The organism is Streptomyces sp. NPDC019396, assembly GCF_040632375.1.
Lineage (GTDB): Bacteria > Actinomycetota > Actinomycetes > Streptomycetales > Streptomycetaceae > Streptomyces.
In genome coordinates, this window is the sequence record NZ_JBEYBS010000030.1 from 1 (window position 1) to 23,815 (window position 23,815).

Here is a 23,815-nt window from a genome sequence, read left to right on the forward strand (position 1 = left end):
CCCGACACCCCCATCATCACCACCGACGCCCGCCACCGCGCCGACGCCAAGAGCGCGCTCATCACCCTCGTCGAACACGCACTCATGGCACGACTGCGGTAGCGAAGTCACCGGCTGCCCGGACCGTTCTGCTGCGAGCGGGGTTCCGCACTCCCAGGGGGTGCGGAACCCCGCTCGTTCTGCGCGGCACCTCTAACACCAAGGTGGCCAGGCGGGATCTCGCGGTCGTATCCGTACCGGCTGTTCCCCGACGAGGAAGCACTGTGTGTCGCAGGGGGTCGACGACTGCTTGCGACTGGTCAGGGTGCGACTGCCCGGGGCAGCCGCCGAGGTCGGCGCTGAAGGCGGCACCTGGGCCGTCACCGAGGAGTCCTGGTCGGGCCCCGCCGGTGGACGCGGACCCCGAGGGCGTGCGCGCGGCACCGGGACCACGCACCGCCGCCTGGCTTGGCGACTTCAAGCGCGCGGCACAGAGTCCCGCGCAGCGGAACCGCTCACGCCGAAGCCCCCGCTCACCGTGTGCGAGCGGGGGCTTCAGTGTGGTGCGGTGAAGTCGTGTCAGCCCTGCCAGCTGTGCGGGGCACGGAAGCCGGACTGGCGCTCCAGCCGGCGCCAGCCTGCGGTGCTGCGGCCACCGCGCACCGGGGCGTCCGGCTGCGTGGCAGCGCGGGCGAGCAGGATGGCCGTGAGCGCGGCCAGCTCCTCGGGCTCGGCGTTGCCCTTCTCGACGCGGAGCAGGGAATCGGCGGTCATGGTCATGTGCAGCGTTCTCCTCGTGGGTTACTGCGGGGGGTTGCCGTGCTTGCGGGACGGCAGATCGGCGTGCTTCGTGCGGAGCATGGCGAGGGAGCGGATGAGCACCTCGCGGGTCTCGGACGGGTCGATGACGTCGTCGACCAGGCCGCGCTCCGCGGCGTAGTAGGGGTGCATGAGCTCGGACTTGTACTCCTTGACCATGCGCGCACGCATCGCCTCGGGGTCCTCCGCGTCGGAGATCTGGCGCCGGAAGATGACGTTGGCGGCGCCCTCGGCGCCCATCACGGCGATCTCGTTGGTGGGCCAGGCATAGGTGAGGTCGGCGCCGATGGACTGGGAGTCCATGACGATGTACGCGCCGCCGTAGGCCTTGCGCAGGATCAGGGAGATCCGGGGCACGGTGGCGTTGCAGTACGCGTACAGCAGCTTGGCGCCGTGCCGGATGATGCCGCCGTGCTCCTGGTCGACGCCGGGCAGGAAGCCGGGCACGTCCAGCAGGGTCACGATCGGGATGTTGAAGGCGTCGCACATCTGGACGAAACGTGCGGACTTCTCGGAGGCCTCGATGTCCAGCACGCCCGCGAGGGTCTGGGGCTGGTTGGCGACGATCCCGACGACCTGGCCGCCGAGCCGGGCCAGCGCGCAGATGATGTTGCGCGCCCACCGCTCGTGGACCTCGAGGTACTCGCCGTCGTCGACGATCTCCTCGATGACCTTGTGCATGTCGTAGGGGCGGTTGCCGTCCGCGGGGACCAGGTCGAGCAGCGCCTCGGAGCGGCGGTCGGCCGGGTCCTCGGTGCTGGCGTGCGGCGGGTTCTCGCGGTTGTTCTGCGGAAGCATCGACAGCAGGTACCGCACCTCGGCGATGCAGGTCTCCTCGTCGTCGTACGCGAAGTGCGCCACGCCGCTCGTCTCGGCGTGCACGTCCGCGCCACCGAGTCCGTTCTGGGTGATCTCCTCACCCGTGACCGCCTTGACCACGTCGGGTCCGGTGATGAACATCTGCGAGGTCTCGCGGACCATGAACACGAAGTCGGTCAGCGCGGGGCTGTAGGCGGCGCCGCCCGCGCACGGGCCGAGCATCACGGAGATCTGCGGGATGACGCCGGAGGCCCTCGTGTTGCGCTGGAAGATGCCACCGTAACCGGCGAGGGCGGAGACGCCCTCCTGGATACGGGCCCCCGCGCCGTCGTTCAGGGAGACCAGCGGCGCACCCGCCGCGATGGCCATGTCCATGATCTTGTGGATCTTGGTGGCGTGAGCCTCGCCCAGCGCACCACCGAAGATCCGGAAGTCATGCGCGTAAACGAACACCGTACGACCCTCGACCGTGCCCCAGCCGGTGATCACACCATCGGTGTACGGCTTCTTCGCCTCAAGGCCGAACCCGGACGCCCGGTGCCGCCGCAGCTGCTCGACTTCCCGGAACGAGCCCGCGTCCAGCAGCAGCTCGATCCGCTCGCGCGCGGTCAGCTTGCCCTTGGCGTGCTGCGCCTCGGTGGCACGCTCACTCGGGCCACGCCGGGCCTCTTCGCGAAGGGCGTGCAGCTCGGCCACACGCCCGCGTGCGTCGGTGGGCGCCTCGGCGGTCTCGTCCAAAACGGTCATGTACTGACCCTACGGACCCGGGCAACAAAATCCTGCCGTTGACTCCGTACAGTCTCACGACCGTTCTCCTGTCACCCCCGGACAGAACCATCCGGCAGGGCAGCCCAAGTGCCAGGAGAGCGCCGTCCAGGATTGTCGGGGTTCGACAAAGACGTCATCCCCCTGTCAACCGTTGGTCACTCAACGCCGAAAGAGCCCACGCCCGCCCGACCTCCCGCACGTTGTCGGGGGTCTCCAGACGGCCAGGATCGGCAGCGACGGCGGCGAGCGTACCCGGGAGGCGCCGCACGACAGAACGCGGGCGTGGGCGGCATTCACCGGATCGGCCCCACGACCGGGCCGGGGGCCCGGTCGGCGACGGCACGAGAATCCACGCGGCGAGAATGTTGAACATTGAACGGGAATGGCCTTATGGTGGTTCTTGTTGAAGCTTCAACGAGTGGCCGGCACGGTCGCTCAGCCACCGGCCATCACGTCCCCCGAGGAGCACACCATGGGCCTGTTCAACCGCAAGAACAACGACCTGGCCAACGCCGCCACCGCCACCGCCGTCCGCGAGGTGGACCCCGCGCTCGCCGCGCTGAGCGGCGACTACGCCATCGACCCGGCTCACAGCAGCATCGGCTTCACCGTGCGTCACGCGATGGTCACGAACGTCCGCGGCAGCTTCGGCGAGCACGAGGGCAGCCTGAAGCTGGACGGTTCCGACCCGGCGGCCTCCACCGCCACGATCGACATCAAGATCGCGAGCATCGACACCGGCATCGGGGACCGCGACAACCACCTGCGCAGCGGCGACTTCTTCGACGCCGAGCAGTTCCCTCTGATGAGCTTCCGCTCCACCCAGGCCGAGCAGCTCGGCGGCGACAGGTACCGGATCACCGGCGACCTGACCATCAAGGACGTCACCCGCCCGCTCTCCATCGACCTGGAGTTCAACGGGGCGGCGACCGACGTCTACGGCGCCGAGCGGGTCGGCTTCGAGGGCAGCGCGGAAATCCTGCGCTCCGACTGGGGCCTGACCTGGAACGCGGCTCTGGAGACCGGCGGTGTCATGGTCAGCGACAAGGTGCGGCTGAACTTCGACATCTCCGCCGTCAAGGCCGCCGCCTGACCCTCGCACCCCCGGCCCCGCAGTCCACGAGCGCGCCCGCCACTTCGCCACCTGCGGAGGGGCGGGCGCTCGGCGGTACCAAGGACTACTGGCCCTGACGGCCTGTGCCGACACTTGGGCGTGCTGACACTTGGGCGCGCTGACATCTGGCGCGCTCAGAAGCCCCCACCCGAGTCGAAGCCACCACCGCCGCCCCAGTCGCCACCGCCGCCGAAGCCGCCGCCGTCGAAGCCGCCGTCGGACGAGCCGAAGTCCCCACCCGAGAAGTCGCCGCCGAAATCCTCACCGCCGTACTCGGCCGCGTAGGCCGGGGTGGACAGCGCGCTGCCGAGGAGCGTTCCCGCCAGCAGCCCCGGCAGAATGCCGCCGCCGAAGTAGCCGCCCGCCCAGGGGCCGTACGCCGGGCCGGCCTCCCAGTAGGGGCGGGAGCCCGCGTCCGTCGCGACCTGCCGGGCCATCGGGTCCGCACCATCGGCCAGCCGGGCCGCGTCGGCGGCGCAGACCGGGACCTGGCGTGCGGCGCCCATGGCGGCGGGTGCCCACATCACGTCGGTCGTCGACGGGCCGTGCCGCGGGTCGAAGAAGCACGGCGCCCGGCGCTCGGGAGGTGGACGGTCCTCGCGGCGTGCCGCGAGGACGGCGAGCGCGAAGCGGCCCTCCTCCAGAGCCTCGGTGACGGGGCGGACATCGTGCGGTCGGGTAGCCGCGGCCATGGCGGACTTGGCCTTCTCGTACGCGTCGAGGGCGCGCTCGTAGTCGGCGCGCATCGCGTCATCGGCGCCGGGCTCGGACGGGTGGAAGTCCAGCCGGTCCAGCTCCTCGCCGTACGCCGTGATGTCCTCGTCCACGACCACCCGCAGCTTCTCGAGCGCGGCCCGTTCCTCTGCCGCACGCCTGTGGCGGCTGCGGCGGACGAAGGCGTAGGTGCCGATGCCGCCCAGGACAAGGACCGTGGCGATGGCGATGAGCGCGCCCGCGGAGCTCCTGCCCGCGCCTCCCCCGTTCCAGGTGTCCGGGGCGGAGCCGCGTACGGCGGGCAGCGCCTGATCGACGAAGTTGTTCAGCTCCGTGGCGGCGTCGACGCCGGGCGTCTTCACACCGGCCACGATGCTCCGCACTTCGTCTCTGGGCATCACCGCGCGGTCCGCGCCCGCGTTGAAGCCGTCACCGAGGCGGATTCCGTACAGACCGGCGATCCCGGTCGCGGCTCGCAGCTCGCCCAGCACGCGGTCCGCAGGATAAGCGGAGCTCTGGGGCAGCACAGCGACGAAGACGGGCTTGTCCGCGTCCTTGATCTTCTGAGCGAGTGCCTTCTCTTCGGCCTCGGAGAGCTGGGACCGGGCCCCTGGATCGACGTACACGGGCCCTTGCTTGAGCGCCTGGGCGGCGTCGGTGACACCCGTGGCCCTGACGCTCGCGCTGAAGGCCGGAGCCGGGGCAAGAATCAGGGCAAGCAGCAGGACGAGTGCCAGCCCCGGGAGAGCCGACAGCGCCGACAGGAGGGTGGACGACCTGGTCCTCATAGTCCGACGCTACCCCGATCGGGACACAATTTACGACATTTTGACTATTTATTCTGGGCCTCTCCCGGAACCTGCCTGCCTGTCTACTCCGCGGGCTCCACTCCCGCCTTCAGCAGTCCGTAGGTGTACGCGTCCTCCAGCGCCTGCCACGACGCCGCGATCACGTTGTCCGCGACCCCGACCGTCGACCACTCGCCTCTGCCGTCACTGGTCGTGACGAGCACCCGGGTCGTGGAGTCCGTGCCATGGCGACCCTCGAGAATGCGGACCTTGTAGTCGACCAGCTCCAGCTTGGCGAGCTGGGGGTAGATGCGCTCCAAGCCCACCCTCATCGCCCGGTCCAGGGCATTGACCGGGCCGTTCCCCTCCGCGGTCGCGACGATCCGCTCGCCCTTGGCCCACAGCTTCACGGTGGCTTCGTTGGCGTGCGTGCCGTCGGGGCGGTCCTCGACGATCGCCCGCCATGACTCCGTGCGGAAGTAGGTGCGCGGCTTGCCCACTTCCTCACCACGCAGCTCCTGGCGCAGCAGCAGCTCGAAGGAGGCGTCGGCCGCCTCGTAGGTGTAGCCCCGGAGTTCACGCTCCTTGACGCGTTCAACGACCCGGCCGAGCACCTCGCGGTCGCCGCCCAGGTCGACGCCGAGCTCCTTGCCCTTGAGCTCGATGGAGGCCCGGCCGGCCATGTCGGAGACGAGCATCCGCATGGTGTTGCCGACCCGCTCGGGGTCGATGTGCTGGTAGAGGTCCGGATCGACCTTGATGGCAGAGGCGTGCAGGCCCGCCTTGTGCGCGAAGGCGGAGACCCCCACGTACGGCTGGTGCGTGGAGGGAGTCAGATTGACGACCTCGGCGATGGCGTGCGAGATCCGGGTCATCTCCTGGAGCGCGCCGTCGGGCAGCACATGCTTGCCGTACTTCAGCTCCAGCGCGGCGACGACCGGGAAGAGGTTGGCGTTGCCGACGCGCTCGCCGTAGCCGTTGGCGGTGCACTGGACATGGGTGGCGCCCGCGTCCACGGCAGCCAGGGTGTTGGCGACCGCGCAGCCCGTGTCGTCCTGGGCGTGGATGCCGAGCCGGGCACCTGTGTCCGCGAGCACGGTGGCGACCACGGCCTGGACCTGGGCGGGCAGCATGCCGCCGTTGGTGTCACAGAGGATCACCACATCGGCGCCCGCCTCCGCCGCGGCACGGACCACCGCCTTGGCGTACTGCGGATTGGCCTTGTAGCCGTCGAAGAAGTGCTCGCAGTCCACGAACACCCGGCGGCCCTGCTCCTTCAGATACGAGACGGTGTCGCGGACCATCGCGACGTTCTCGTCCAGAGTGGTGCGCAGAGCGAGCTCGACATGGCGGTCGTGGGACTTGGCGACCAGCGTGATGACCGGCGCGCCGGAGTCGAGGAGCCCCTTGACCTGCGGGTCCTCGGCAGCGGATCCTCCGGCGCGGCGGGTGGCACCGAAGGCCACCAGCTGGGCGTGTCTGAACTCGATCTCTTCACGTGCCCGGGCGAAGAACTCGGTGTCCCTCGGATTGGCGCCCGGCCATCCGCCCTCGATGAAGCCCACACCGAACTCGTCCAGGTGGCGGGCGATGGTCAGCTTGTCCGCGACCGTCAGGTTGATGCCCTCGCGCTGGGCGCCGTCCCGCAGGGTGGTGTCGAAGACATGGAAGCTGTCATCGGGCCTGGAATCGAGGCTGTTGCCTGTCGTGGTCATGGCGGTGGTGACTCCTGTCGGAAGAGTGGCTCCGGAACTTCTGGCTCCACTTGCTCCATCGTCGCGCGCTTCCCGCTTCGGCCGGGGTGTGGCCGGAAAACGAAAAAACCCCTCGCTGGTGCGAGAGGTCTGCGCGCGGGTCTGGGGCACGGTGCCACTGCCGCAAGGGGTGCTGCCCTGGTCAGTGATCACTGCGGACCGGCGCGCTGCTGCCGATAATCATGGCGAATGCGAGCACCTTCGCAGTGTGCCACAAACTGGCGCCGCCATGGACACAGGTCTCACGATACGGTCGCCCGCGTGGCACGCCGTCACCCCGGTGTTGAGGGGCAGGCCGCTCAGGCGCCGCCCCCGATCTGGACCGGCCGCGCGACCAACCCTCTGACGGCGAAAGGCCCCGGCGCGGACGCGCCGGGGCCTTTCGCCAAGCCTGTCCGGGCCTGGCACGTCAGCGGTTCATGCCTCAGCCGAGGGTGTGCACCCAGCCGTGCGGGTCCTCCGCGGCACCGGTCTGGATGGCGAGGAGCGCCTTGCGCAGCTCCATCGTGACCTTGCCGGGCTGTCCGTCCCCGTGCGTCCACTCGCCGCCGGCGGACTTGACCCGGCCGACCGGGGTGATGACCGCCGCAGTACCGCAGGCGAAGACTTCCCGGAGCGTGCCGTTCTCGCTGTCGCGCCGCCAGTCCTCGATGGAGATCCGGCCTTCCTCGGACGCATGGCCGAGGTCACGGGCGAGCTTGAGCAGGGAGTCACGGGTGACGCCGGGCAGGAGAGAGCCGGTGAGCTCCGGGGTGACGATCTTGTCCTCGTACACGAAGTACAGGTTCATACCGCCCAGTTCCTCGACCCAGCGGTGTTCGACGGCGTCGAGGTAGGCGACCTGGGGGCAGCCGTGCTCGGCCGCTTCGGCCTGGGCGAGCAGGGACGCGGCGTAGTTGCCGCCGGTCTTGGCGTCGCCGATGCCGCCCGGGACGGCGCGGACCCGGTCCTCGGAGACCCAGATCGAGACGGGCTTGACCCCGCCGGGGAAGTACGCGCCGGCCGGGGAGGCGATGACGATGAACAGGTACTCGTTGGCGGGGCGCACGCCCAGGCCGACCTCGTTCGCGATCATGAACGGGCGCAGATAGAGCGAGTCCTCGCCGCCATGCGCCGGGACCCAGTCGATGTCCTGCTGGACGAGGGCGTCACAGGCGTCGATGAAGGTCTCGACAGGCAGCTCGGGCATGGCCATCCGGCGGGCCGAGCCCTGGAAGCGCCGGGCGTTGGCGTCGGGGCGGAAGAGGGCGACCGAGCCATCCGGCTTGCGGTAGGCCTTCAGCCCCTCGAAGATCTCCTGAGCGTAGTGCAGGGTCATGTTCGCCGGGTCGATCGAGAGCGGGGCGTACGGCGTGAGCTGGGCGTCGTGCCAGCCACGGCCCTCCGTCCACTTGATCGTCACCATGTGGTCGGTGAAGTGGCGGCCGAATCCGGGGTTGGCCAGGATCGCCTCGCGCTCCGCGGCCGACAGGGGACTCGATGAGGGCTTGAGCTCGATCGGGATGGTCGTCATGTCTGCGTGTCCTTCACCTTTTGTGTGTGACGGACCGCCTGCACGTCTGCCCGGAACATCCGCTGTTCCGATACTGCCCGTTACTGCTGGTACCGGTACTCGGACGTCCGAGCTTCCCCGCACCGTGCGGCCCCACGCCCGATTATCGCAGGGCGTGGGAGCGAGGGACGGAGCGGTGTGCGTGCGGCCCATGGGTTGATGGTGGCACCCGGAGGCCGCACAGGAGAAGCCGCCGGGTCGCGCGACCCGGCGGCTTCGGAGTATCGGAGGCCGACGGGTCAGTCCGCTACTCGTACGGCGAGCGCGTCGCCGATCTCGTCGGTGGTGCGTGCGGTTCCGTCCCGTTCCGCCAGGTCGGCGGCGACGGCTTCCTCGATGCGGACGGCCTCGTTCTCGTAGCCGAGGTGGCGCAGGAGGAGGGCGACGGACAGCACCGTGGCCGTGGGGTCGGCCTTGCCCTGGCCCGCGATGTCCGGCGCCGAGCCGTGCACGGGCTCGAACATCGACGGGAAGGCGCCGGTCGGGTTGATGTTGCCGGACGCGGCCAGCCCGATACCACCGGTCACGGCGGCGGCGAGGTCGGTGAGGATGTCACCGAAGAGGTTGTCGGTGACGATCACGTCGAAGCGCTGCGGCTGGGTGACGAGGAAGATCGTCGCGGCGTCGACGTGCAGATAGTCGGTGGTGACCTCGGGGTACTCCTGGGCGACCCGGTTGAAGATCTTCGTCCACATGTGGCCGGCGTGGACCAGGACGTTGTTCTTGTGCACCAGCGTCAGCTTCTTGCGAGGGCGCGCCCCGGCCCGCTCGAACGCGTCACGGACCACCCGTTCGACGCCGTACGCGGTGTTGACGCTGACCTCGGTGGCGACCTCGGCGGGCGTACCGGTGCGCAGGGAACCGCCGTTGCCGGTGTACGGGCCCTCGGTGCCTTCGCGGACCACCACGAAGTCGATGTCGGGGGAGCCGGCGAGCGGGGTCGCCGTGTTCGGGAAGAGCTTCGACGGACGCAGGTTGACGAAGTGGTCGAAGGCGAAACGGAGCTTGAGCAGCAGCCCGCGCTCCAGCACTCCGGACGGCACGGACGGGTCACCGACCGCCCCGAGCAGGATCGCGTCGTGCTGCTTCAGCGCTTCGAGCTCCGTGTCGGGGAGGGTGTCCCCGGTGCGGTGCCAGCGCTGGGCTCCGAGGTCGTACTCCCTGGTCTCCAGCTTCACGTCCTCAGGGAGCACGGCCGCGAGGACCTTGAGGCCCTGGGACACGACCTCCTGGCCGATGCCGTCACCGGGAATCACTGCGAGATTGAGGCTGCGAGACATAACGGCACCGTACTCCCCGTCCCAGCTCATGACACGCCTTGTCCATCATGCGGACGCGGTTTTTGCGGAGGACATCGCTCCGGCCTGCATCCGGCAGTCTCCCTGACGGCGTCTCAGTGGCCGGTGGAACCGCCGTTGTCCCTGCGGTCCAGGGCGCGCTGGAGAGCGGCGGCGGCGTTCTTGCGGTCGGCGTCGCTCACACGCGGGGTGTGGCGGACACGGCGGCGGATGTTCGTCTCGGACATGGTGATCGACTCCTTGAGATCAAGAGCCATGCGGAACCGCATGGCGTGTCTACGAGGGGCCGGAAGGGGCGGGGAGCGGGCCGCAGGGGTTGCCTGCATCAGGGCACCGGCTCGCGACCGCCATTCGCTGGATCGAGCGAGACGTTCGGCTTCTACAAAAGTAAGGGAGCGGGAGCGCCGTGTCTCTACAACTAGTCGGACTTCCTACTATCTGAGACGCCCTTTCGGAGCAGAGCTCGTCGAAACCGCTCAGCCAGAAGCATCACCGCAGGTCACCGCAGGCGCTCACAGACCAGCGCCGACAGGCTGACGCCGCGCAGGTATCCAGGAGCCCGCAGGACCACTTCCCGGCCAGGCCCGCGGTCCAGCCGGACGCCGGGGACCACGGAGGTACCGAGGGCTTCGGTCGCCACGCCCACCGGGCCCCGCAGACCCAGGTCTCGCGCACATCGCGGAGGGTGGCGACCACCCACTGGGCCTCCCACTCGGACATGCCGAAGCACAGCAGGCCCGCATCGCGCGGCAGGACGACACCTTCCCCCGGAAGCAGTTCGAACTGCTCGTGCACGCCTGGTACCCCCCGTCGTGGTGACCTCGCCGCCGTGACCGCATCGTGGTGACCAAATTGCGGTGCCTAGGTCGAGGTGACCTTCTCCAGGTACGCGGCCATCCGCCCCACCCAGCCGGTGAACTCCTCACGGCTGTGCGCCTGCGCACCGCACAGCGCGGCGACCTGCGGATCCGTGAGCCGGTGCGGCCCTGCCTCGTCCAGCAGCCGGTGCAGGTCCCTCATGACGGACGCGAGCCGCCGGGCATCGACGTGGTCGATCGCGTCGACCCCGTGGCCGGGGCCGAGAGTCGTGGAACCGGGCATGGTGAGCCTCCTCGGCGTCGCCCCCCTGCCTTCCCCAGCAGCCTAAGCCCGGTGAACGTGAGCCGCCCCCGGCCGGTACGGGGGGAGACCGGCCGAGGGCGGGGTTCAGGGCGGCCCCGAGGGCCGCGTGGGCGTCAGCCCATGTGCGGGTACGTGTAGTCCGTCGGGGCGACCAGCGTCTCCTTGATCGCGCGGGTCAGCGTCCAGCGCATCAGGTTCTGCGGGGCGCCGGCCTTGTCGTTCGTACCGGAGGCACGGCCGCCGCCGAAGGGCTGCTGGCCGACGACGGCGCCGGTCGACTTGTCGTTGATGTAGAAGTTGCCCGCGGCGTAGCGGAGCTTCTCCATCGCGTCGGCCGCGGCGGCACGGTCACCGGCGATGATCGAGCCCGTCAGCGCGTACGCCGACACCGACTCCATCTGCGCGAGCATCTCGTCGTACTTCTCGTCCTCGTAGACGTGCACCGCGAGGATCGGGCCGAAGTACTCGGTCGTGAACACCTCGTTCCCGGCGTCGGTGCACTCGATGACGGTCGGGCGGACGAAGTAGCCGACAGAGTCGTCGTAGGTGCCGCCCGCGACGATCGTGCAGCTCGGATCGGCCTTGGCGCGGTCGATCGCGGCCTTGTTCTTGGCGAAGGCGCGCTCGTCGATGACGGCGCCGACGAAGTTGGTCAGATCGGTGACATCGCCCATCTTGATGGCGTCGACCTCGGCGGCGAACTCCTCCTTGAAGCCCGAGTTCCAGATGGAGGCCGGGATGTACGCACGCGAGGACGCGGAGCACTTCTGGCCCTGGAACTCGAAGGAACCGCGGGTCAGCGCGGTCTTCAGGACGGCACGGTCGGCGCTCGGGTGGGCGACGACGAAGTCCTTGCCGCCCGTCTCACCGACGATGCGCGGGTAGCAGCGGTACTTCTCGATGTTGTTGCCGACCGTCTTCCACAGGTGCTGGAAGGTTCTGGTCGAGCCGGTGAAGTGGATACCGGCGAGGTCCGGGTGGTTGAGGGCCACCTCGGACACGGCGATGCCGTCGCCTGTCACCAGGTTGATCACGCCCTTGGGCAGACCGGCCTCCTCCAGCAGCCGCATCAGCAGCACGGCGGCGTGTGTCTGCGTCGGGGACGGCTTCCAGACCACCACGTTGCCCATCAGGGCGGGGGCGGTGGGCAGGTTGCCCGCGATCGCCGTGAAGTTGAAGGGGGTGATCGCGTAGACGAAGCCCTCCAGCGGGCGGTGGTCCAGACGGTTCCACACGCCCGGGGAGTTGGCCGGGGGCTGCTCGGCCAGGATCTGCCGGGCGTAGGCGACGTTGAACCGCCAGAAGTCGACCAGCTCGCAGGGGGTGTCGATCTCGGCCTGCTGGGCGGTCTTCGACTGGCCCAGCATGGTCGAGGCGGCCATCGTCTCGCGCCAGGGGCCCGCCAGCAGCTCGGCGGCACGCAGGATGATCGCGGCGCGGTCGTCGAAGGACAGCGCGCGCCAGGCCGGGGCGGCGGCGAGAGCGGCGTCGATCGCGTCCTGCGCGTCCTGCTGGGTGGCGCCGCGGAAGGTGCCGATGACGGCCTGGTGGTTGTGCGGCTGGACGACCTTGAACTCCTCGCCGCCACCCATCCGCTGCACGCCGTTGATGGTCATCGGGAGGTCGATCGGGTTCTCGGCCAGCTCCTTGAGCTTGGTCTCGAGGCGGGCGCGCTCGGGCGAACCGGGGGCGTAGCCCTGGATCGGCTCGTTGACCGGGGCGGGGACCTGGGTCACAGCGTCCATGAGTTCCGTTGCTCCTTTTGAGAGGGGTGGGAGGGCTCAGTCCTGGGGCCCTGGAGTCGGTTCTGGGTTCTCGGTCAGTTCTTGGTGATCATCGAACGCACGAAGAACAGCAGGTTTGCCGGCTTCTCGGCCAGGCGGCGCATGAAATAGCCGTACCAGTCGGTGCCGTATGCCGTGTAGACGCGCATCCGGTGGCCCTCGGCCGCCAGCCGGAGGTGCTCGTCGCTGCGGATGCCGTACAGCATCTGGAACTCGTACTCGTCCATCTTGCGCCCGGCGCGCCGCGCGAGCTCCTGTGCGATGGAGATCAGCCGGGGGTCGTGGGACCCGATCATCGGGTACCCCTGTCCCTCCATCAGAATCTTCAGGATTCGGACATACGCCTTGTCGATCTCGGCCTTGTCCAGGTACGCGACCGACGCGGGCTCCTTGTAGGCGCCCTTCACGATCCGTACCCGGCTCCCGCTGGCGGCGAGCCGGCGGGCGTCGGCCTCCGTGCGGAACAGATAGGCCTGGATGACGCAGCCGGTCTGCGGGAAGTCCTTCCGCAGTTCCTCGTGGATCGCGAACATCGAGTCGAGGGTGGTGTGGTCCTCGGCGTCGAGCGTGACCGTGGTGCCGATCGCCGCGGCGGCCTCGACGACCGGGCGCACATTGGCCAGCGCCAGTTCATGGCCGCCCTCGAGGGACTGGCCGAACATCGACAGCTTCACGGACATCTCGGCCGTGGCCCCGAGCTCCAGGTCCTCCAGGCGCCCGACCAGCTCCAGATAGGCGTCGCGGGCGGCGGCGGCCTGCTCGCGGTTGGTGATGTCCTCACCGACCACGTCCAGGGTGACCTCGAGCCCGCGGCTCGTCAGGTCCGCGACGATCGGGATGACCTCGTCGACCGTCTCTCCGGGAATGAACCGGTTGACCACGGGCTTGGTCACCGGGGCCGCGGACACCAGACGGCGCATCTTGTCGCTGCGTGACGCGGCGAGGATCACGGGACCCAGCACGGGCACCTCCACGGAACGGGGTCGAAGACGGCCGGAACCGGACGGTCCGGAACGGCACGGGGAACCACCGTGAAACCTAAATATCGCTCCGATGGCGGGCCATCGACAGCTGTCACGCATCCGTGTCCCGTACTTCAGACATTTGTCTGAAGCGCAGGTCGTGCGGTGCGAGAATGTCCGGGTGAAGGGCGATTACCAAGAGCTGGTGGACGAAATCTCGGCCCTGCTGGGCGTCCCCGCCACCCTGGAGAACCGCGACTTCGGACTGATCGCCTTCGGCGCGCACGACAGTGAGGACGACAGCGCGATGGACCCGGTCCGTACGCGCTCGATCCTGACCAGGAAGTCAACACCCGCCGTCCGCTCCTGGTTCGAGGGATTCGGCATCGCCCGGGCGACGGGGCCGGTGCGGATTCCGGCTGCCCCTGAGGCGGGGGTGTTCCGCGACCGGCTCTGTCTGCCCGTCCGCCATCGCGGGGTGGTGCTCGGCTATGTCTGGCTGCTGGACGCGGAGCCCGGGCCCGCGCAGGACCGGCTGGCCGCCGCCATGGAGGTGACGGAGCGGATCGGGGTGCTGCTCGCGGACGAGGAGCGGGCCGGTTCGGACCTGTCGCGGGAGCTGCGCGCGGCACTGACGGCGGAGCGCGACTGGCAGTACGACCTGGCCCTTGCCACCCTCCGCACCGCCCTGGGCCCGGACGCGGAGGGCCTGCACACCGTGGTGTGCGTGGCGCCGTGGACCGCACCGGACGCCCCCTCCGTACGTACGATCCCCGGCGCCTCGGCCCTGTGCCTGATGCCATGGCCCTGGACGGGCCCGCGCGGCGGCGGTCAGCCGGGCACCTCATCCGCAGGCCAGGTCCGCACGCCCCAGGCACTCGCCGCGCTGCTGCGGCTGCGCTCACCGGACGCCCCCGGCCCGGCCCACTCGGCGGCCAGCCGGCTCGGCGGCAGCGCGGGGGTGGCACTCCCCCGCCGCGGCCTCGGCGAGCTCCGCCTCTCCTGGCGCGAGGCCTGCTCCGCGGCACGCGCCGCACACGCCCAGCCCCGGCTCGGCCCGGTCGCCGACTGGTCCGCCATCGGCCCCTACCGCCTGCTCACCTCCCTGCCACGGACCGGTGCCCCCGACCCGGCGGCGAGCCCCCTGCTCATGCCCGCGCACTCGGAACTGGTGCGTACGGCCGAGGTGTTCCTGGACTGCGCGGGGCAGGCGGGGCGCGCGGCCTCGGAACTCGGAATCCACCGTCAGACGCTCTACTACCGGCTCTCCCGGGTCGAGCAGTTGACCGGGCTCGATCTGGACGAGGGCGAGGACCGGCTGCTGCTGCACATGGCGCTCAAGTCGGCCAGACTCCAGGGGTGATGCCCACCGTCGCGGAACGCAGTGCGCCCGCCCCACGGGGGCGGGCGCACGCGGAGCGGTTGCCTTGTCAGTCGACCAGATTGACCGAGCGGGCCGAGGTGGCGCCGATCTCCTCGGCGATCTCGGTCAGCACATGCGGCGGGACGGTGTCGTCGACGGTGAGGACGACCAGCGCCTCGCCGCCCTCCGACTGCCGCGCGACCTGCATGCCCGCGATGTTGAGCCCCGCCTCGCCGAGGATCCGGCCGACGGTGCCGACGACGCCCGGACGGTCCTCGTAGCGCGCCACGACCATGTGGTCGGCCAGGGCCAGATCGATGTCGTACTCACCGACGGCCACGATCTTCTGGAGGTGCTTGGGACCGGCCAGGGTGCCGGAGACCGCGATCTCCTCGCCGTCGGCCAGCGTGCCGCGCACGGTGACCACATTGCGGTGGTCCGGGGACTCGGAGCTCGTGGTGAGACGGACTTCGACGCCGCGCTCCTGGGCGAACAGCGGTGCGTTCACATACGAGACGGTCTCGTCCACCACGTCCTCGAACACGCCCTTGAGCGCGGACAGTTCGAGCACCTTCACATCGTGCTGGGTGATCTCGCCGTACACCTCGACGTCCAGCCTGACCGCCACCTCGCCCGCCAGCGCGGTGAAGATCCGGCCGAGCTTCTCGGCTAGCGGGAGTCCCGGGCGCACGTCCTCGGCGATCACACCACCCTGGACGTTGACCGCGTCCGGCACCAGCTCACCGGCGAGGGCGAGCCGCACCGACTTGGCGACGGAGATCCCGGCCTTCTCCTGGGCCTCGTCCGTGGACGCACCGAGGTGCGGGGTGCAGACGACCTGGTCGAACTGGAACAGCGGGGAGTCCGTGCAGGGCTCCTTCGCGTACACGTCGAGGCCCGCGCCCGCGACCCGGCCCTCCTTGAGGGCGCTGGCCAGCGCCTCCTCATCAACGATCCCGCCGCGTGCGGCGTTGACGATGCGGACGGTCGGCTTGACCTTGTGCAGCGCCTCGTCGCCGATCAGACCGAGCGTCTCCGGGGTCTTCGGGAGGTGGACGGTGATGAAGTCCGACGTCTCGAGCAACTCGTCGAGCGTCAGCAGCTTGACACCCATCTGAGCGGCGCGCGCCGGCTGGACGTAGGGGTCGAAGGCGACGACCTTCATACCGAACGCGGCCATCCGCTGGGCCACGAGCACGCCGATCCGGCCGAGACCGACGACCCCGAGCGTCTTCTCGCTGAGCTCGACACCCGTGTACTTCGAGCGCTTCCACTCACCGTTCTTCAGGGCGGTGTTGGCCTGCGGGATGTGGCGCGCGGTGGCGACGATCAGACCGCAGGCGAGCTCGGCGGCGGTGACGATGTTGGAGGTCGGGGCGTTGACCACCATCACACCGGCCTTGGTGGCGGCGGAGACGTCCACGTTGTCCAGTCCGACACCGGCACGGGCGATGACCCTCAGCTTGCGTGCGGCGGCGATGGCCTCGGCGTCGACCTTGGTGGCGGAGCGGACGAGGATCGCGTCGACGTCGGCGATGGCGGGCAGCAGCTCGGCGCGGTCCGCGCCGTTGCAGTGCCGGATCTCGAAATCCGGGCCGAGGGCGTCCACTGTCGCGGGCGACAGCTCTTCGGCGATGAGTACGACGGGTTTACGAGGCGCAGTGCTCACGTGTGTCCTCACTGGTCCTGGTGGCACCCCGTGCTGGGGAGAACCACGGGAGAAGACGGCCGTCCCGACGGCCGCCTGGCGGTGGAGGGGCTAGCCGCGTGGAAGACGCACGACGCTGTGGGCCTGACCTGACGCGTATGTGTTCACCACTCTAGTGGTGGTGGGGTGGTGGTTTCCCGCCTTGACGGAAGGATCACCCATCCGTGTTGGACCTGAGTGACGGGTCCAACGGCATGCGGCGGGCCCTTCCGGACCCGCCGCACAGGTGGCTCACGCCTCCTCGTTGTCCACCCAGCTCATCAGCTTGCGCAGCTCCTTGCCGGTGGTCTCCAGGAGGTGGTTCTCGTCCTGGGTCTTGTACTCGTTGTACTTCTTCAGGCCGCCGTGGTACTCGTCCATCCAGTTCTTGGCGAAGGTGCCGTCCTGGATCTCGGTGAGGACCTTCTTCATCTCGGCCTTGGTCTGGTCCGTGATGATGCGAGGGCCGGTGACGTAGTCGCCCCACTCGGCGGTCTCGGAGACCGACCAGCGCATCTTCTCCAGGCCGCCCTCGTACATCAGGTCCACGATCAGCTTCAGCTCGTGGAGGCACTCGAAGTACGCGATCTCCGGCTGGTAGCCGGCCTCGACCAGGGTCTCGAAGCCCGCCTTGACCAGGGCGGCGGTGCCGCCGCAGAGCACGGCCTGCTCGCCGAACAGGTCGGTCTCGGTCTCCTCGGTGAAGGTGGTCTTGATGACGCCGGCGCGGGTGCCGCCGATGCCCTTGGCGTAGGAGAGCGCCAGGGCGAAGGCGTCGCCGGAGGCGTCCTGCTCGACCGCGGCGATGCAGGGGACGCCGCGGCCCTCCTCGTACTGCCGGCGCACCAGGTGGCCCGGGCCCTTCGGCGCGACCATGGCGACGTCCACCCCGGCCGGGGGCTTGATGAAGCCGAAGCGGATGTTCAGACCGTGGCCGAAGAACAGGGCGTCGCCGTCCTTCAGGTTCGGTGCGATGGACTCCTCGTACACCTGGGCCTGGATCGGGTCCGGGACCAGGATCATGATGACGTCGGCCTCGGCGGCGGCCTCCGACGGCGTCACCACGCGCAGCCCCTGCTCCTCGGCCTTCGCCTTGGACTTGGACCCCTCGTGCAGACCGACGCGGACGTCCACACCAGAGTCACGGAGCGACAGCGCGTGGGCGTGGCCCTGGCTGCCGTAGCCGATGACCGCGACCTTGCGGCCCTGGATGATGGACAGGTCGGCGTCGTCGTCGTAGAACAGCTCGGCCACTGGGTTTCTCCTTGGGTGTTCTGGTGTTGCGTCCACCGTACGGCGGCGAGGCGCAGGATGGTCTTCGAGTCTCGGTATCCGGGCGCAGCCGCGGTCCGGACCAGGTCGGGAGGGTTACGCGCTGCGGTCGAGGGCACGCAGGCTGCGGTCCGTGATGGACCGGGCGCCACGCCCTATGGCGATCGTCCCGGACTGGACGAGTTCCTTGATGCCGAACTGCTCGAGCATCTTCAGCATGGCCTCCAGCTTGTCACTCGATCCGGTGGCCTCGATGGTGACGGCCTCCGGCGAGACGTCCACGGTCTTGGCGCGGAACAGCTGGACGATCTCGACGATCTGGGAGCGGGTCTCGTTGTCGGCGCGGACCTTCACCAGGACAAGCTCGCGCTGAACGGCGGAGCCGGGCTCGAGCTCCACGATCTTCAGCACGTTGACCAGCTTGTTCAGCTGCTTGGTCACCTGCTCCAGTGGGAGGTCCTCCACATTGACCACGATGGTGATGCGGGAGATGTCCGGGTGCTCGGTGACGCCGACGGCGAGCGAGTCGATGTTGAAGCCTCGGCGGGAGAACAGCGCGGCGATCCTGGCGAGGATGCCCGGTGTGTTCTCCACCAGGACGGAGAGCGTGTGCTTGGACATGTCGTGGTGTCTCTCTCTACTCTCGCTGGTCGCTCAGTCGTCTTCGTTGTCGCCGAAGTCGGGACGGACCCCGCGGGCGGCCATGACCTCGTCGTTGGAGGTGCCTGCGGCGACCATCGGCCACACCATGGCGTCCTCGTGCACGATGAAGTCGACGACGACCGGGCGGTCGTTGATCGCGTTCGCCTCGGCGATGACCTTGTCCAGGTCGGCCGGGTCCTCACAGCGCAGGGCGACGCAGCCCATCGCCTCCGACAGCTTGACGAAGTCCGGGATCCGGGTGCCCTTGCGGGGGGTGGTGGACGCGCCGAGCTGGGAGCCGGTGGTGTGGTGGCCCGTCTCGTCAGCGTGCAGCACGGTGCTCGAGTAGCGCTGGTTGTAGAACAGGGTCTGCCACTGGCGGACCATGCCCAGCGCGCCGTTGTTGATGATCGCGACCTTGATCGGGATGCCGTTGAGCGCACAGGTGACCAGTTCCTGGTTGGTCATCTGGAAGCAGCCGTCGCCGTCGATCGCCCAGACGGCGCGGTCCGGCATACCCGCCTTGGCGCCCATGGCCGCCGGGACCGCGTAGCCCATGGTCCCCGCGCCACCGCTGTTCAGCCAGGTCGCCGGCTTCTCGTAGCCGATGAAGTGGGCCGCCCACATCTGGTGCTGGCCGACCCCCGCCGCGAAGATCGTGTCCTCCGGGGCGAGCTGGCCGATGCGCTGGATGACCTGCTGCGGCGAGAGGCTGCCGTCCTCCGGCAGGTCGTAGCCGAGCGGATAGGTCTCGCGCCAGCGGTTGAGGTCCTGCCACCAGGCGGTGTAGTCGCCGGCATGGCCCTCGTTGTGCTCCGCCTGGACGGCCTGGACGAGGTCCGCGATGACCTCGCGGGCGTCACCGACGATCGGGACGTCGGCGGCGCGGTTCTTGCCGATCTCGGCGGGGTCGATATCGGCGTGGACGATCTTGGCGAACGGCGCGAAGCTGTCCAGCTTGCCGGTGACCCGGTCGTCGAAGCGGGCGCCGAGGGCGACGATCAGGTCGGCCTTCTGCAGCGCGGTGACGGCGGTGACCGCACCGTGCATGCCCGGCATTCCCACGTGCAGCGGGTGGCTGTCGGGGAAGGCGCCCAGCGCCATCAGGGTGGTGGTGACGGGGGCGTTGGTGAGCTCGGCGAGCACCTTGAGCTCGGCGGTGGCGCGGGCCTTGAGGACTCCGCCTCCGACGTACAGGACAGGACGCTTGGCCTGGGTGATCAGCCTGGCGGCCTCGCGGATCTGCTTGGCGTGCGGCTTGGTGACGGGCCGGTAGCCGGGCAGGTCGGCCTGCGGGGGCCAGCTGAAGGTGGTCTGTGCCTGGAGCGCGTCCTTGGCGATGTCGACCAGGACCGGGCCGGGTCGGCCGGTGGAGGCGATGTGGAAGGCCTCGGCGATCGTCCTCGGGATGTCCTCGGCCTTGGTGACCAGGAAGTTGTGCTTGGTGATCGGCATCGTGATGCCGCAGATGTCCGCCTCCTGGAAGGCGTCCGTGCCGATGGACTTGCTGGCGACCTGACCGGTGATCGCGACCATCGGGACGGAGTCCATGTGAGCGTCGGCGATCGGGGTGACCAGGTTGGTGGCACCCGGCCCTGAGGTGGCCATGCACACGCCGACCTTGCCGGTGGCCTGTGCGTAGCCCGTCGCGGCATGACCCGCGCCCTGCTCGTGGCGGACCAGGATGTGGCGGACCCGGGAGGAGTCCATCAGCGGGTCGTACGCGGGGAGGATGGCGCCGCCGGGGATACCGAAGACGGTGTCGGCCCCGACTTCCTCGAGAGAGCGGATGAGGGACTGCGCGCCCGTGACGTGCTCTACGGCGGTGGAGGCCGGTCCGCCGGTACGGGCTCGCGGCTGCGGATGGTGGGCCCCGGTGGCCTGCTCGGTCATCGGCATTCTCTTCTCGAAGCTGAGGGTTTTTGCGGGGATTTTGCGGGGTTGGGCGCCGTGCCAGTGCAACAAAAAACCCCTCGTGCCGGGAGGCAAGCGAGGGGAGCGCGCCGGTGCGTTGAACAGACCTGTGCAGGGGCCTGCTAGCCGACGCGCTTTCCAAGTACGAGAATTCGGGTGCGCATGGCACTGACCCTCTCCCCGGCGCACGGTCACTGTCAAGTGGGTGGGACGGGCGTCTCATTATTTGAGCGGATTGGCTGACGTCCGACGAGGTCGGAGCCAGGAGGCACGGAGTGCCCCGCTGGCAGGCAGCCCCCGCTGAGGACGGGCCAGGCCCCCGGAACGGCCGGCCCGGGCACCGGATACTCCCTGCGCACAAGTGCGCGACGGAGCCGGTACTCGTCCAGTGGTCCCGAGAATGCCATGCCCTGACCATGGGTGCAGCCCATGGCGCGCAGAGCGAGCACTTGCTCAGGCTCGTCCACCCCGTCGGCCACGGACTCCATCCCGAGGTCGCAGGCGATCCTCAGCAGCCCAGCGGTGATCTTGTGCAACCGGGCCGATTCCACCACTCCCTCGACCAGCCCGCGATCCAGTTTCAGGACATCCAGGGGAAGCCGGCGCAGGGCGTTGATCGCCGCGTATCCGCTGCCGAAACCGTCCAGGGCGATCCGGATCCCGAGGCGGCGCAGCGTCACCAGACGCTGCTCCAGGTCGTCGAAGGAGATCCGGGGGTCGCTGTCGGCGAGTTCGAGCACCAGCGCGCCCGAGGGGAGCCCGTGGCGGGTGAGCAGCGCCTCGATGGAGGCGAGCGGGATGGACCGGTCCAGCAGTCGGCGCGCGGACAGCCGGACGCAGACGGGCACGTCATGACCGCGGCGGCTGCGCTCGGCGGCCTGCCCCACGGCCTCCTCGAGCAGCCTGCGGCCGAGCCCCGCGGTGCGGCCACCGCCCTCCTCGGACAGCCGGAGGAACTCGGAGGGCGTGAAGAGGATGCCCTGGGCGGATCTCCAGCGCGCCTGGGCGGCGACGGAGGCGATCACTCCGGTCTCGAGGCTGACCACCGGCTGGTGGAGCAGCACGAACTCGCCGCCCTGGAGAGCGCCCCGCGTCCGGCTGGACGGCTCCGCCCGGCGGCCGGTGTCGGCCTGCATCTGGGGTGCGTACAGCTCGACCCGGTCCTTTCCCGCCGCCTTGGCGCGGTACATCGCCAGGTCGGCGTTGCGCAGCAGATTGCCGGCCGTGATACCCGGCTCGGCGAAGGCGACGCCGATGGACGCGGCGACCCGTACCTCGTTGCCGTCGACTCGGTAGGGCTGGGAGAGGGTCTGGCGCAGTCGGTCGGCGATCTCCTGCACCTGCTTCTGGTGCGCGGCGAGGTCGCGTGTGCCATGGCCCAGGATGAGGGCGGCGAACTCGTCGCCCCCGAGCCTGGCCGCGGTGTCGCCCGCCCGCACCGACTCCTGGAGCCTGCGCGCGGCCTGGATGAGCAGTTCGTCCCCCGCCTGGTGGCCCAGCCGGTCGTTCACGCCCTTGAAGCCGTCCAGGTCGATGAAGAGCACGGCCGTGCCCGGGTCACCGGCTCTGCGGCCGCCGAGTGCCCGGCGCACCCGCTCGGTGAAGAGCGCGCGGTTGGGCAGATCGGTGAGCGGGTCGTGTTCGGCGTTGTGCTGGAGCTGGGCCTGGAGGCGCACCCGCTCCGTGACATCCCGGCTGTTGAAGATCAGCCCGCCTTCGTGGCGGTTGACGGTGGACTCGACGTTCAGCCACTGGCCGGTACCGGACCTGAAGCGGCATTCGATACGGGTCGTGGGCTCGTCAGCCTGGCGGGCCGCCAGAAACCGGCGCACCTCGTGGACGACGCGCCCCAGGTCCTGGGGATGGATCAGCGACGACAGCTCGGAGCCGATGAGTTCGTCCGCGTCGCGCCCGTACACCCCCGCGGCGGCCGGGCTCACGTAGCGCAGTACACCGGTCGGTGCGGCGATCATGATGACATCGCTGGAGCCCTGGACGAGGGAACGGAAGTGGTTCTCCTTCTGGGCCAGCTCATGGGTGAGGGCGATGTTGTCCAGCAGCATGATGCCCTGCCGGACGACGAGCGCCAGCACGACCGTGCAGCCGGTGATGAGCACCACCCGGTCCACGCGGCGGCCCTCGGTCACGTTGTAGAGGATCCCCAGGGTGCAGACGGCAGCGGCCAGATAGGGCGTGAGCGCCGCGAGGGAGCCCGTGATGGGACGACTGAAGGCGAGATGGCCGGGAGGCCGTGGACCGCGCGACGACTGCGCCGCGCCGGCCTCCATTCTGCGCACCCCCCAGGGTGCGTAGGCGAGCAGGAGCGAGCCGGCGAACCAGCCGGCGTCGAGCAGCTGGCCGGAGCGGTAACTCTCGCGCAGCAGCGGGGAGGTGAACAGGGCGTCGCACAGGACGGTCAGGGCGAGGGCCGCGATCGCCGTGTTGATGGCCGGGCGGCTGGCGTTGGACCGACGGAAGTGCAGTGCGAGGACCATGCTCACCAGGACGATGTCGAGTAGCGGATAGGCGAGCGACAGCGCCGCCTCCGAGACGCTCTCACCCTGGGTGTGCGCGGTGTGCGCCAGTGCGAGGCTCCAGGAGAGCGTGAGCAGGGAGCCGCCGATCAGCCAGGAGTCCAGGGCCAGGCAGACCCAGCCGGCCCGGGTCACCGGGCGTTTGGCGAGGACGAGCAGCCCGATGATGGCCGGTGGCGCGAAGCAGAGGAAGAAGACATCCGCCAGGGACGGGCTCGGCACCGCGATGCCGAGCACCACCTCGTACCAGCCCCAGACGGCGTTTCCGCACGAGGCCATGGCGGAGGAGAACGCGAACAGCATCCAGGCGGGACGAAACCGCACGCCCCGCGTGCGGGCGTGGAGGAAGCAGGAGACCGCGGCGAGCAGCGCGGCGAAGCTCAGCCCGAAATCGCCCATGATGCGTGCGAGTTGCTGGGATCCCCAGCCGAACGCCGCGCCGGTGGCATAGCTTCCGCTGGCCAGTACGAGCACAACCTGGGGCAGCCGTCCCGTGCCGCCGTCGGAGACGGTCGGCCGCGTCAGGACGGCTCCCTGGGACGTCACCGCGCCGCTCCTGTCAGCTTCAGCCGGCTCCGTCCTCGGGAACGGCACTTCGGTGCACGCCTCAGGGCGCGTCTCGGTGCACGCGAGACCGGAGTGCGCGAGAGTGGTCGACGGTGCCTGCGCCGCGTCGGATCGTCCGCCGGATTGCCGATCGGATTGCTGCTCGGAATCTTGGTCCATTGGCCGTACATCGCCCGTCGCCCCCCTCGAAGTCCTGAACGCTCCGGTAGCGCCGCCCCGTATACGACGCAGCCCCCAAGTCGGGACGATACACCAGTCTCGTCACTCAGCGACAGGGTTTCTCTACGCTGCGTAACGGCGTGGAGTCGCCACCAACACGCGGTGCATCCGGATGACTTCACTGAGTGTCGGCGTGGCGTGCGC

At 69.6% G+C, this 23,815-nt stretch carries 18 protein-coding genes and 1 pseudogene; 3 read left to right on the forward strand and 16 right to left on the reverse strand.

Annotated features, from left to right (window positions below; all coding sequences use genetic code 11):
• Positions 1-102, forward strand: a pseudogene (locus tag ABZ532_RS27200) (ATP-binding protein); the annotation flags it as partial.
• Between the two features lie 456 nt (positions 103-558).
• On the opposite strand, the gene ABZ532_RS27205 reads toward ABZ532_RS27200, so the two are convergent.
• The gene (locus ABZ532_RS27205) at positions 559-759 is read right to left on the reverse strand and encodes an acyl-CoA carboxylase epsilon subunit (protein ID WP_361289119.1); all 201 of its coding nucleotides are present in this window, start codon (positions 757-759) and stop codon (positions 559-561) included.
• A 21-nt stretch (positions 760-780) separates the two neighbouring features.
• Positions 781-2,364, reverse strand: a complete 1,584-nt coding sequence (locus ABZ532_RS27210; RefSeq protein ID WP_361289122.1) for an acyl-CoA carboxylase subunit beta — start codon at positions 2,362-2,364, stop codon at positions 781-783.
• Positions 2,365-2,857: 493 nt separating this feature from the next.
• On the opposite strand from ABZ532_RS27210, the gene ABZ532_RS27215 reads away from it, so the two are divergent.
• The gene (locus ABZ532_RS27215; RefSeq protein ID WP_361289280.1) at positions 2,858-3,478 is read left to right on the forward strand and encodes a YceI family protein; all 621 of its coding nucleotides are present in this window, start codon (positions 2,858-2,860) and stop codon (positions 3,476-3,478) included.
• 155 nt (positions 3,479-3,633) lie between these two features.
• On the opposite strand, the gene ABZ532_RS27220 is transcribed toward ABZ532_RS27215, so the two are convergent.
• The 9 genes from ABZ532_RS27220 to ABZ532_RS27260 form a co-directional block, all read right to left on the reverse strand.
• The gene (locus tag ABZ532_RS27220; protein ID WP_361289126.1) at positions 3,634-5,001 is read right to left on the reverse strand and encodes a hypothetical protein; all 1,368 of its coding nucleotides are present in this window, start codon (positions 4,999-5,001) and stop codon (positions 3,634-3,636) included.
• An 83-nt stretch (positions 5,002-5,084) separates the two neighbouring features.
• The gene (cimA, locus tag ABZ532_RS27225) at positions 5,085-6,716 is read right to left on the reverse strand and encodes a citramalate synthase (RefSeq protein ID WP_361289129.1); all 1,632 of its coding nucleotides are present in this window, start codon (positions 6,714-6,716) and stop codon (positions 5,085-5,087) included.
• A gap of 463 nt (positions 6,717-7,179) precedes the next feature.
• Positions 7,180-8,268 (reverse strand): branched-chain amino acid aminotransferase, encoded by a 1,089-nt coding sequence (locus ABZ532_RS27230; RefSeq protein WP_361289132.1) that lies wholly within the window; start codon positions 8,266-8,268, stop codon positions 7,180-7,182.
• Positions 8,269-8,546: 278 nt separating this feature from the next.
• Positions 8,547-9,587, reverse strand: a complete 1,041-nt coding sequence (locus ABZ532_RS27235) for a 3-isopropylmalate dehydrogenase (RefSeq protein WP_361289135.1) — start codon at positions 9,585-9,587, stop codon at positions 8,547-8,549.
• Between the two features lie 113 nt (positions 9,588-9,700).
• Entirely contained in the window at positions 9,701-9,862 is a 162-nt protein-coding gene (locus ABZ532_RS27240; protein ID WP_361289285.1) for a hypothetical protein, read from the reverse strand.
• A gap of 232 nt (positions 9,863-10,094) precedes the next feature.
• The gene (locus tag ABZ532_RS27245; protein ID WP_361289138.1) at positions 10,095-10,400 is read right to left on the reverse strand and encodes a hypothetical protein; all 306 of its coding nucleotides are present in this window, start codon (positions 10,398-10,400) and stop codon (positions 10,095-10,097) included.
• Positions 10,401-10,466: 66 nt separating this feature from the next.
• The gene (locus ABZ532_RS27250) at positions 10,467-10,706 is read right to left on the reverse strand and encodes a hypothetical protein (protein WP_361289141.1); all 240 of its coding nucleotides are present in this window, start codon (positions 10,704-10,706) and stop codon (positions 10,467-10,469) included.
• Positions 10,707-10,840: 134 nt separating this feature from the next.
• The gene (gene pruA, locus ABZ532_RS27255) at positions 10,841-12,472 is read right to left on the reverse strand and encodes an L-glutamate gamma-semialdehyde dehydrogenase (RefSeq protein ID WP_361289144.1); all 1,632 of its coding nucleotides are present in this window, start codon (positions 12,470-12,472) and stop codon (positions 10,841-10,843) included.
• Positions 12,473-12,546: 74 nt separating this feature from the next.
• A complete protein-coding gene (locus ABZ532_RS27260; RefSeq protein ID WP_361289147.1) occupies positions 12,547-13,473 on the reverse strand; it encodes a proline dehydrogenase family protein in 927 nt (308 codons plus the stop codon).
• A 181-nt stretch (positions 13,474-13,654) separates the two neighbouring features.
• Here ABZ532_RS27260 and ABZ532_RS27265 point away from each other — a divergent pair, with 181 nt between their 5' ends.
• On the forward strand, positions 13,655-14,836 hold the full coding sequence (locus ABZ532_RS27265) for a helix-turn-helix domain-containing protein (RefSeq protein WP_361289150.1): 1,182 nt from the start codon (positions 13,655-13,657) through the stop codon (positions 14,834-14,836).
• Positions 14,837-14,903: 67 nt separating this feature from the next.
• Here the strand turns inward: ABZ532_RS27265 and serA are convergent, their stop codons facing one another.
• From serA to ABZ532_RS27290, 5 genes are all read right to left on the reverse strand, one after another.
• The gene (gene serA / locus ABZ532_RS27270; RefSeq protein ID WP_361289153.1) at positions 14,904-16,505 is read right to left on the reverse strand and encodes a phosphoglycerate dehydrogenase; all 1,602 of its coding nucleotides are present in this window, start codon (positions 16,503-16,505) and stop codon (positions 14,904-14,906) included.
• A gap of 270 nt (positions 16,506-16,775) precedes the next feature.
• Positions 16,776-17,777, reverse strand: a complete 1,002-nt coding sequence (ilvC, locus tag ABZ532_RS27275) for a ketol-acid reductoisomerase (protein WP_361289156.1) — start codon at positions 17,775-17,777, stop codon at positions 16,776-16,778.
• A gap of 114 nt (positions 17,778-17,891) precedes the next feature.
• Complete coding sequence (ilvN, locus tag ABZ532_RS27280; RefSeq protein WP_361289159.1) at positions 17,892-18,416, reverse strand: acetolactate synthase small subunit; 525 nt, start codon at positions 18,414-18,416, stop codon at positions 17,892-17,894.
• A 33-nt stretch (positions 18,417-18,449) separates the two neighbouring features.
• Positions 18,450-20,336, reverse strand: coding sequence for an acetolactate synthase large subunit (locus ABZ532_RS27285; protein WP_361289162.1), 1,887 nt, complete (start codon positions 20,334-20,336; stop codon positions 18,450-18,452).
• 212 nt (positions 20,337-20,548) lie between these two features.
• Positions 20,549-23,431 (reverse strand): EAL domain-containing protein, encoded by a 2,883-nt coding sequence (locus ABZ532_RS27290; RefSeq protein WP_361289165.1) that lies wholly within the window; start codon positions 23,429-23,431, stop codon positions 20,549-20,551.
• Positions 23,432-23,815 lie beyond the last annotated feature (384 nt).

What these genes read in the sequence shown, in the direction of transcription:
- ilvN (WP_361289159.1), bottom strand. Translation starts at nt 18,416, where the DNA reads ATGTCCAAGCACACGCTCTCCGTCCTGGTGGAGAACACACCGGGCATC.
- cimA (WP_361289129.1), bottom strand. Translation starts at nt 6,716, where the DNA reads ATGACCACGACAGGCAACAGCCTCGATTCCAGGCCCGATGACAGCTTC.
- ABZ532_RS27240 (WP_361289285.1), bottom strand. Translation starts at nt 9,862, where the DNA reads ATGGCTCTTGATCTCAAGGAGTCGATCACCATGTCCGAGACGAACATC.
- ABZ532_RS27220 (WP_361289126.1), bottom strand. Translation starts at nt 5,001, where the DNA reads ATGAGGACCAGGTCGTCCACCCTCCTGTCGGCGCTGTCGGCTCTCCCG.
- ABZ532_RS27285 (WP_361289162.1), bottom strand. Translation starts at nt 20,336, where the DNA reads ATGCCGATGACCGAGCAGGCCACCGGGGCCCACCATCCGCAGCCGCGA.
- ABZ532_RS27210 (WP_361289122.1), bottom strand. Translation starts at nt 2,364, where the DNA reads ATGACCGTTTTGGACGAGACCGCCGAGGCGCCCACCGACGCACGCGGG.
- pruA (WP_361289144.1), bottom strand. Translation starts at nt 12,472, where the DNA reads ATGGACGCTGTGACCCAGGTCCCCGCCCCGGTCAACGAGCCGATCCAG.
- ABZ532_RS27230 (WP_361289132.1), bottom strand. Translation starts at nt 8,268, where the DNA reads ATGACGACCATCCCGATCGAGCTCAAGCCCTCATCGAGTCCCCTGTCG.
- ABZ532_RS27235 (WP_361289135.1), bottom strand. Translation starts at nt 9,587, where the DNA reads ATGTCTCGCAGCCTCAATCTCGCAGTGATTCCCGGTGACGGCATCGGC.
- ABZ532_RS27215 (WP_361289280.1), top strand. Translation starts at nt 2,858, where the DNA reads ATGGGCCTGTTCAACCGCAAGAACAACGACCTGGCCAACGCCGCCACC.
- ABZ532_RS27250 (WP_361289141.1), bottom strand. Translation starts at nt 10,706, where the DNA reads ATGCCCGGTTCCACGACTCTCGGCCCCGGCCACGGGGTCGACGCGATC.
- ABZ532_RS27205 (WP_361289119.1), bottom strand. Translation starts at nt 759, where the DNA reads ATGACCATGACCGCCGATTCCCTGCTCCGCGTCGAGAAGGGCAACGCC.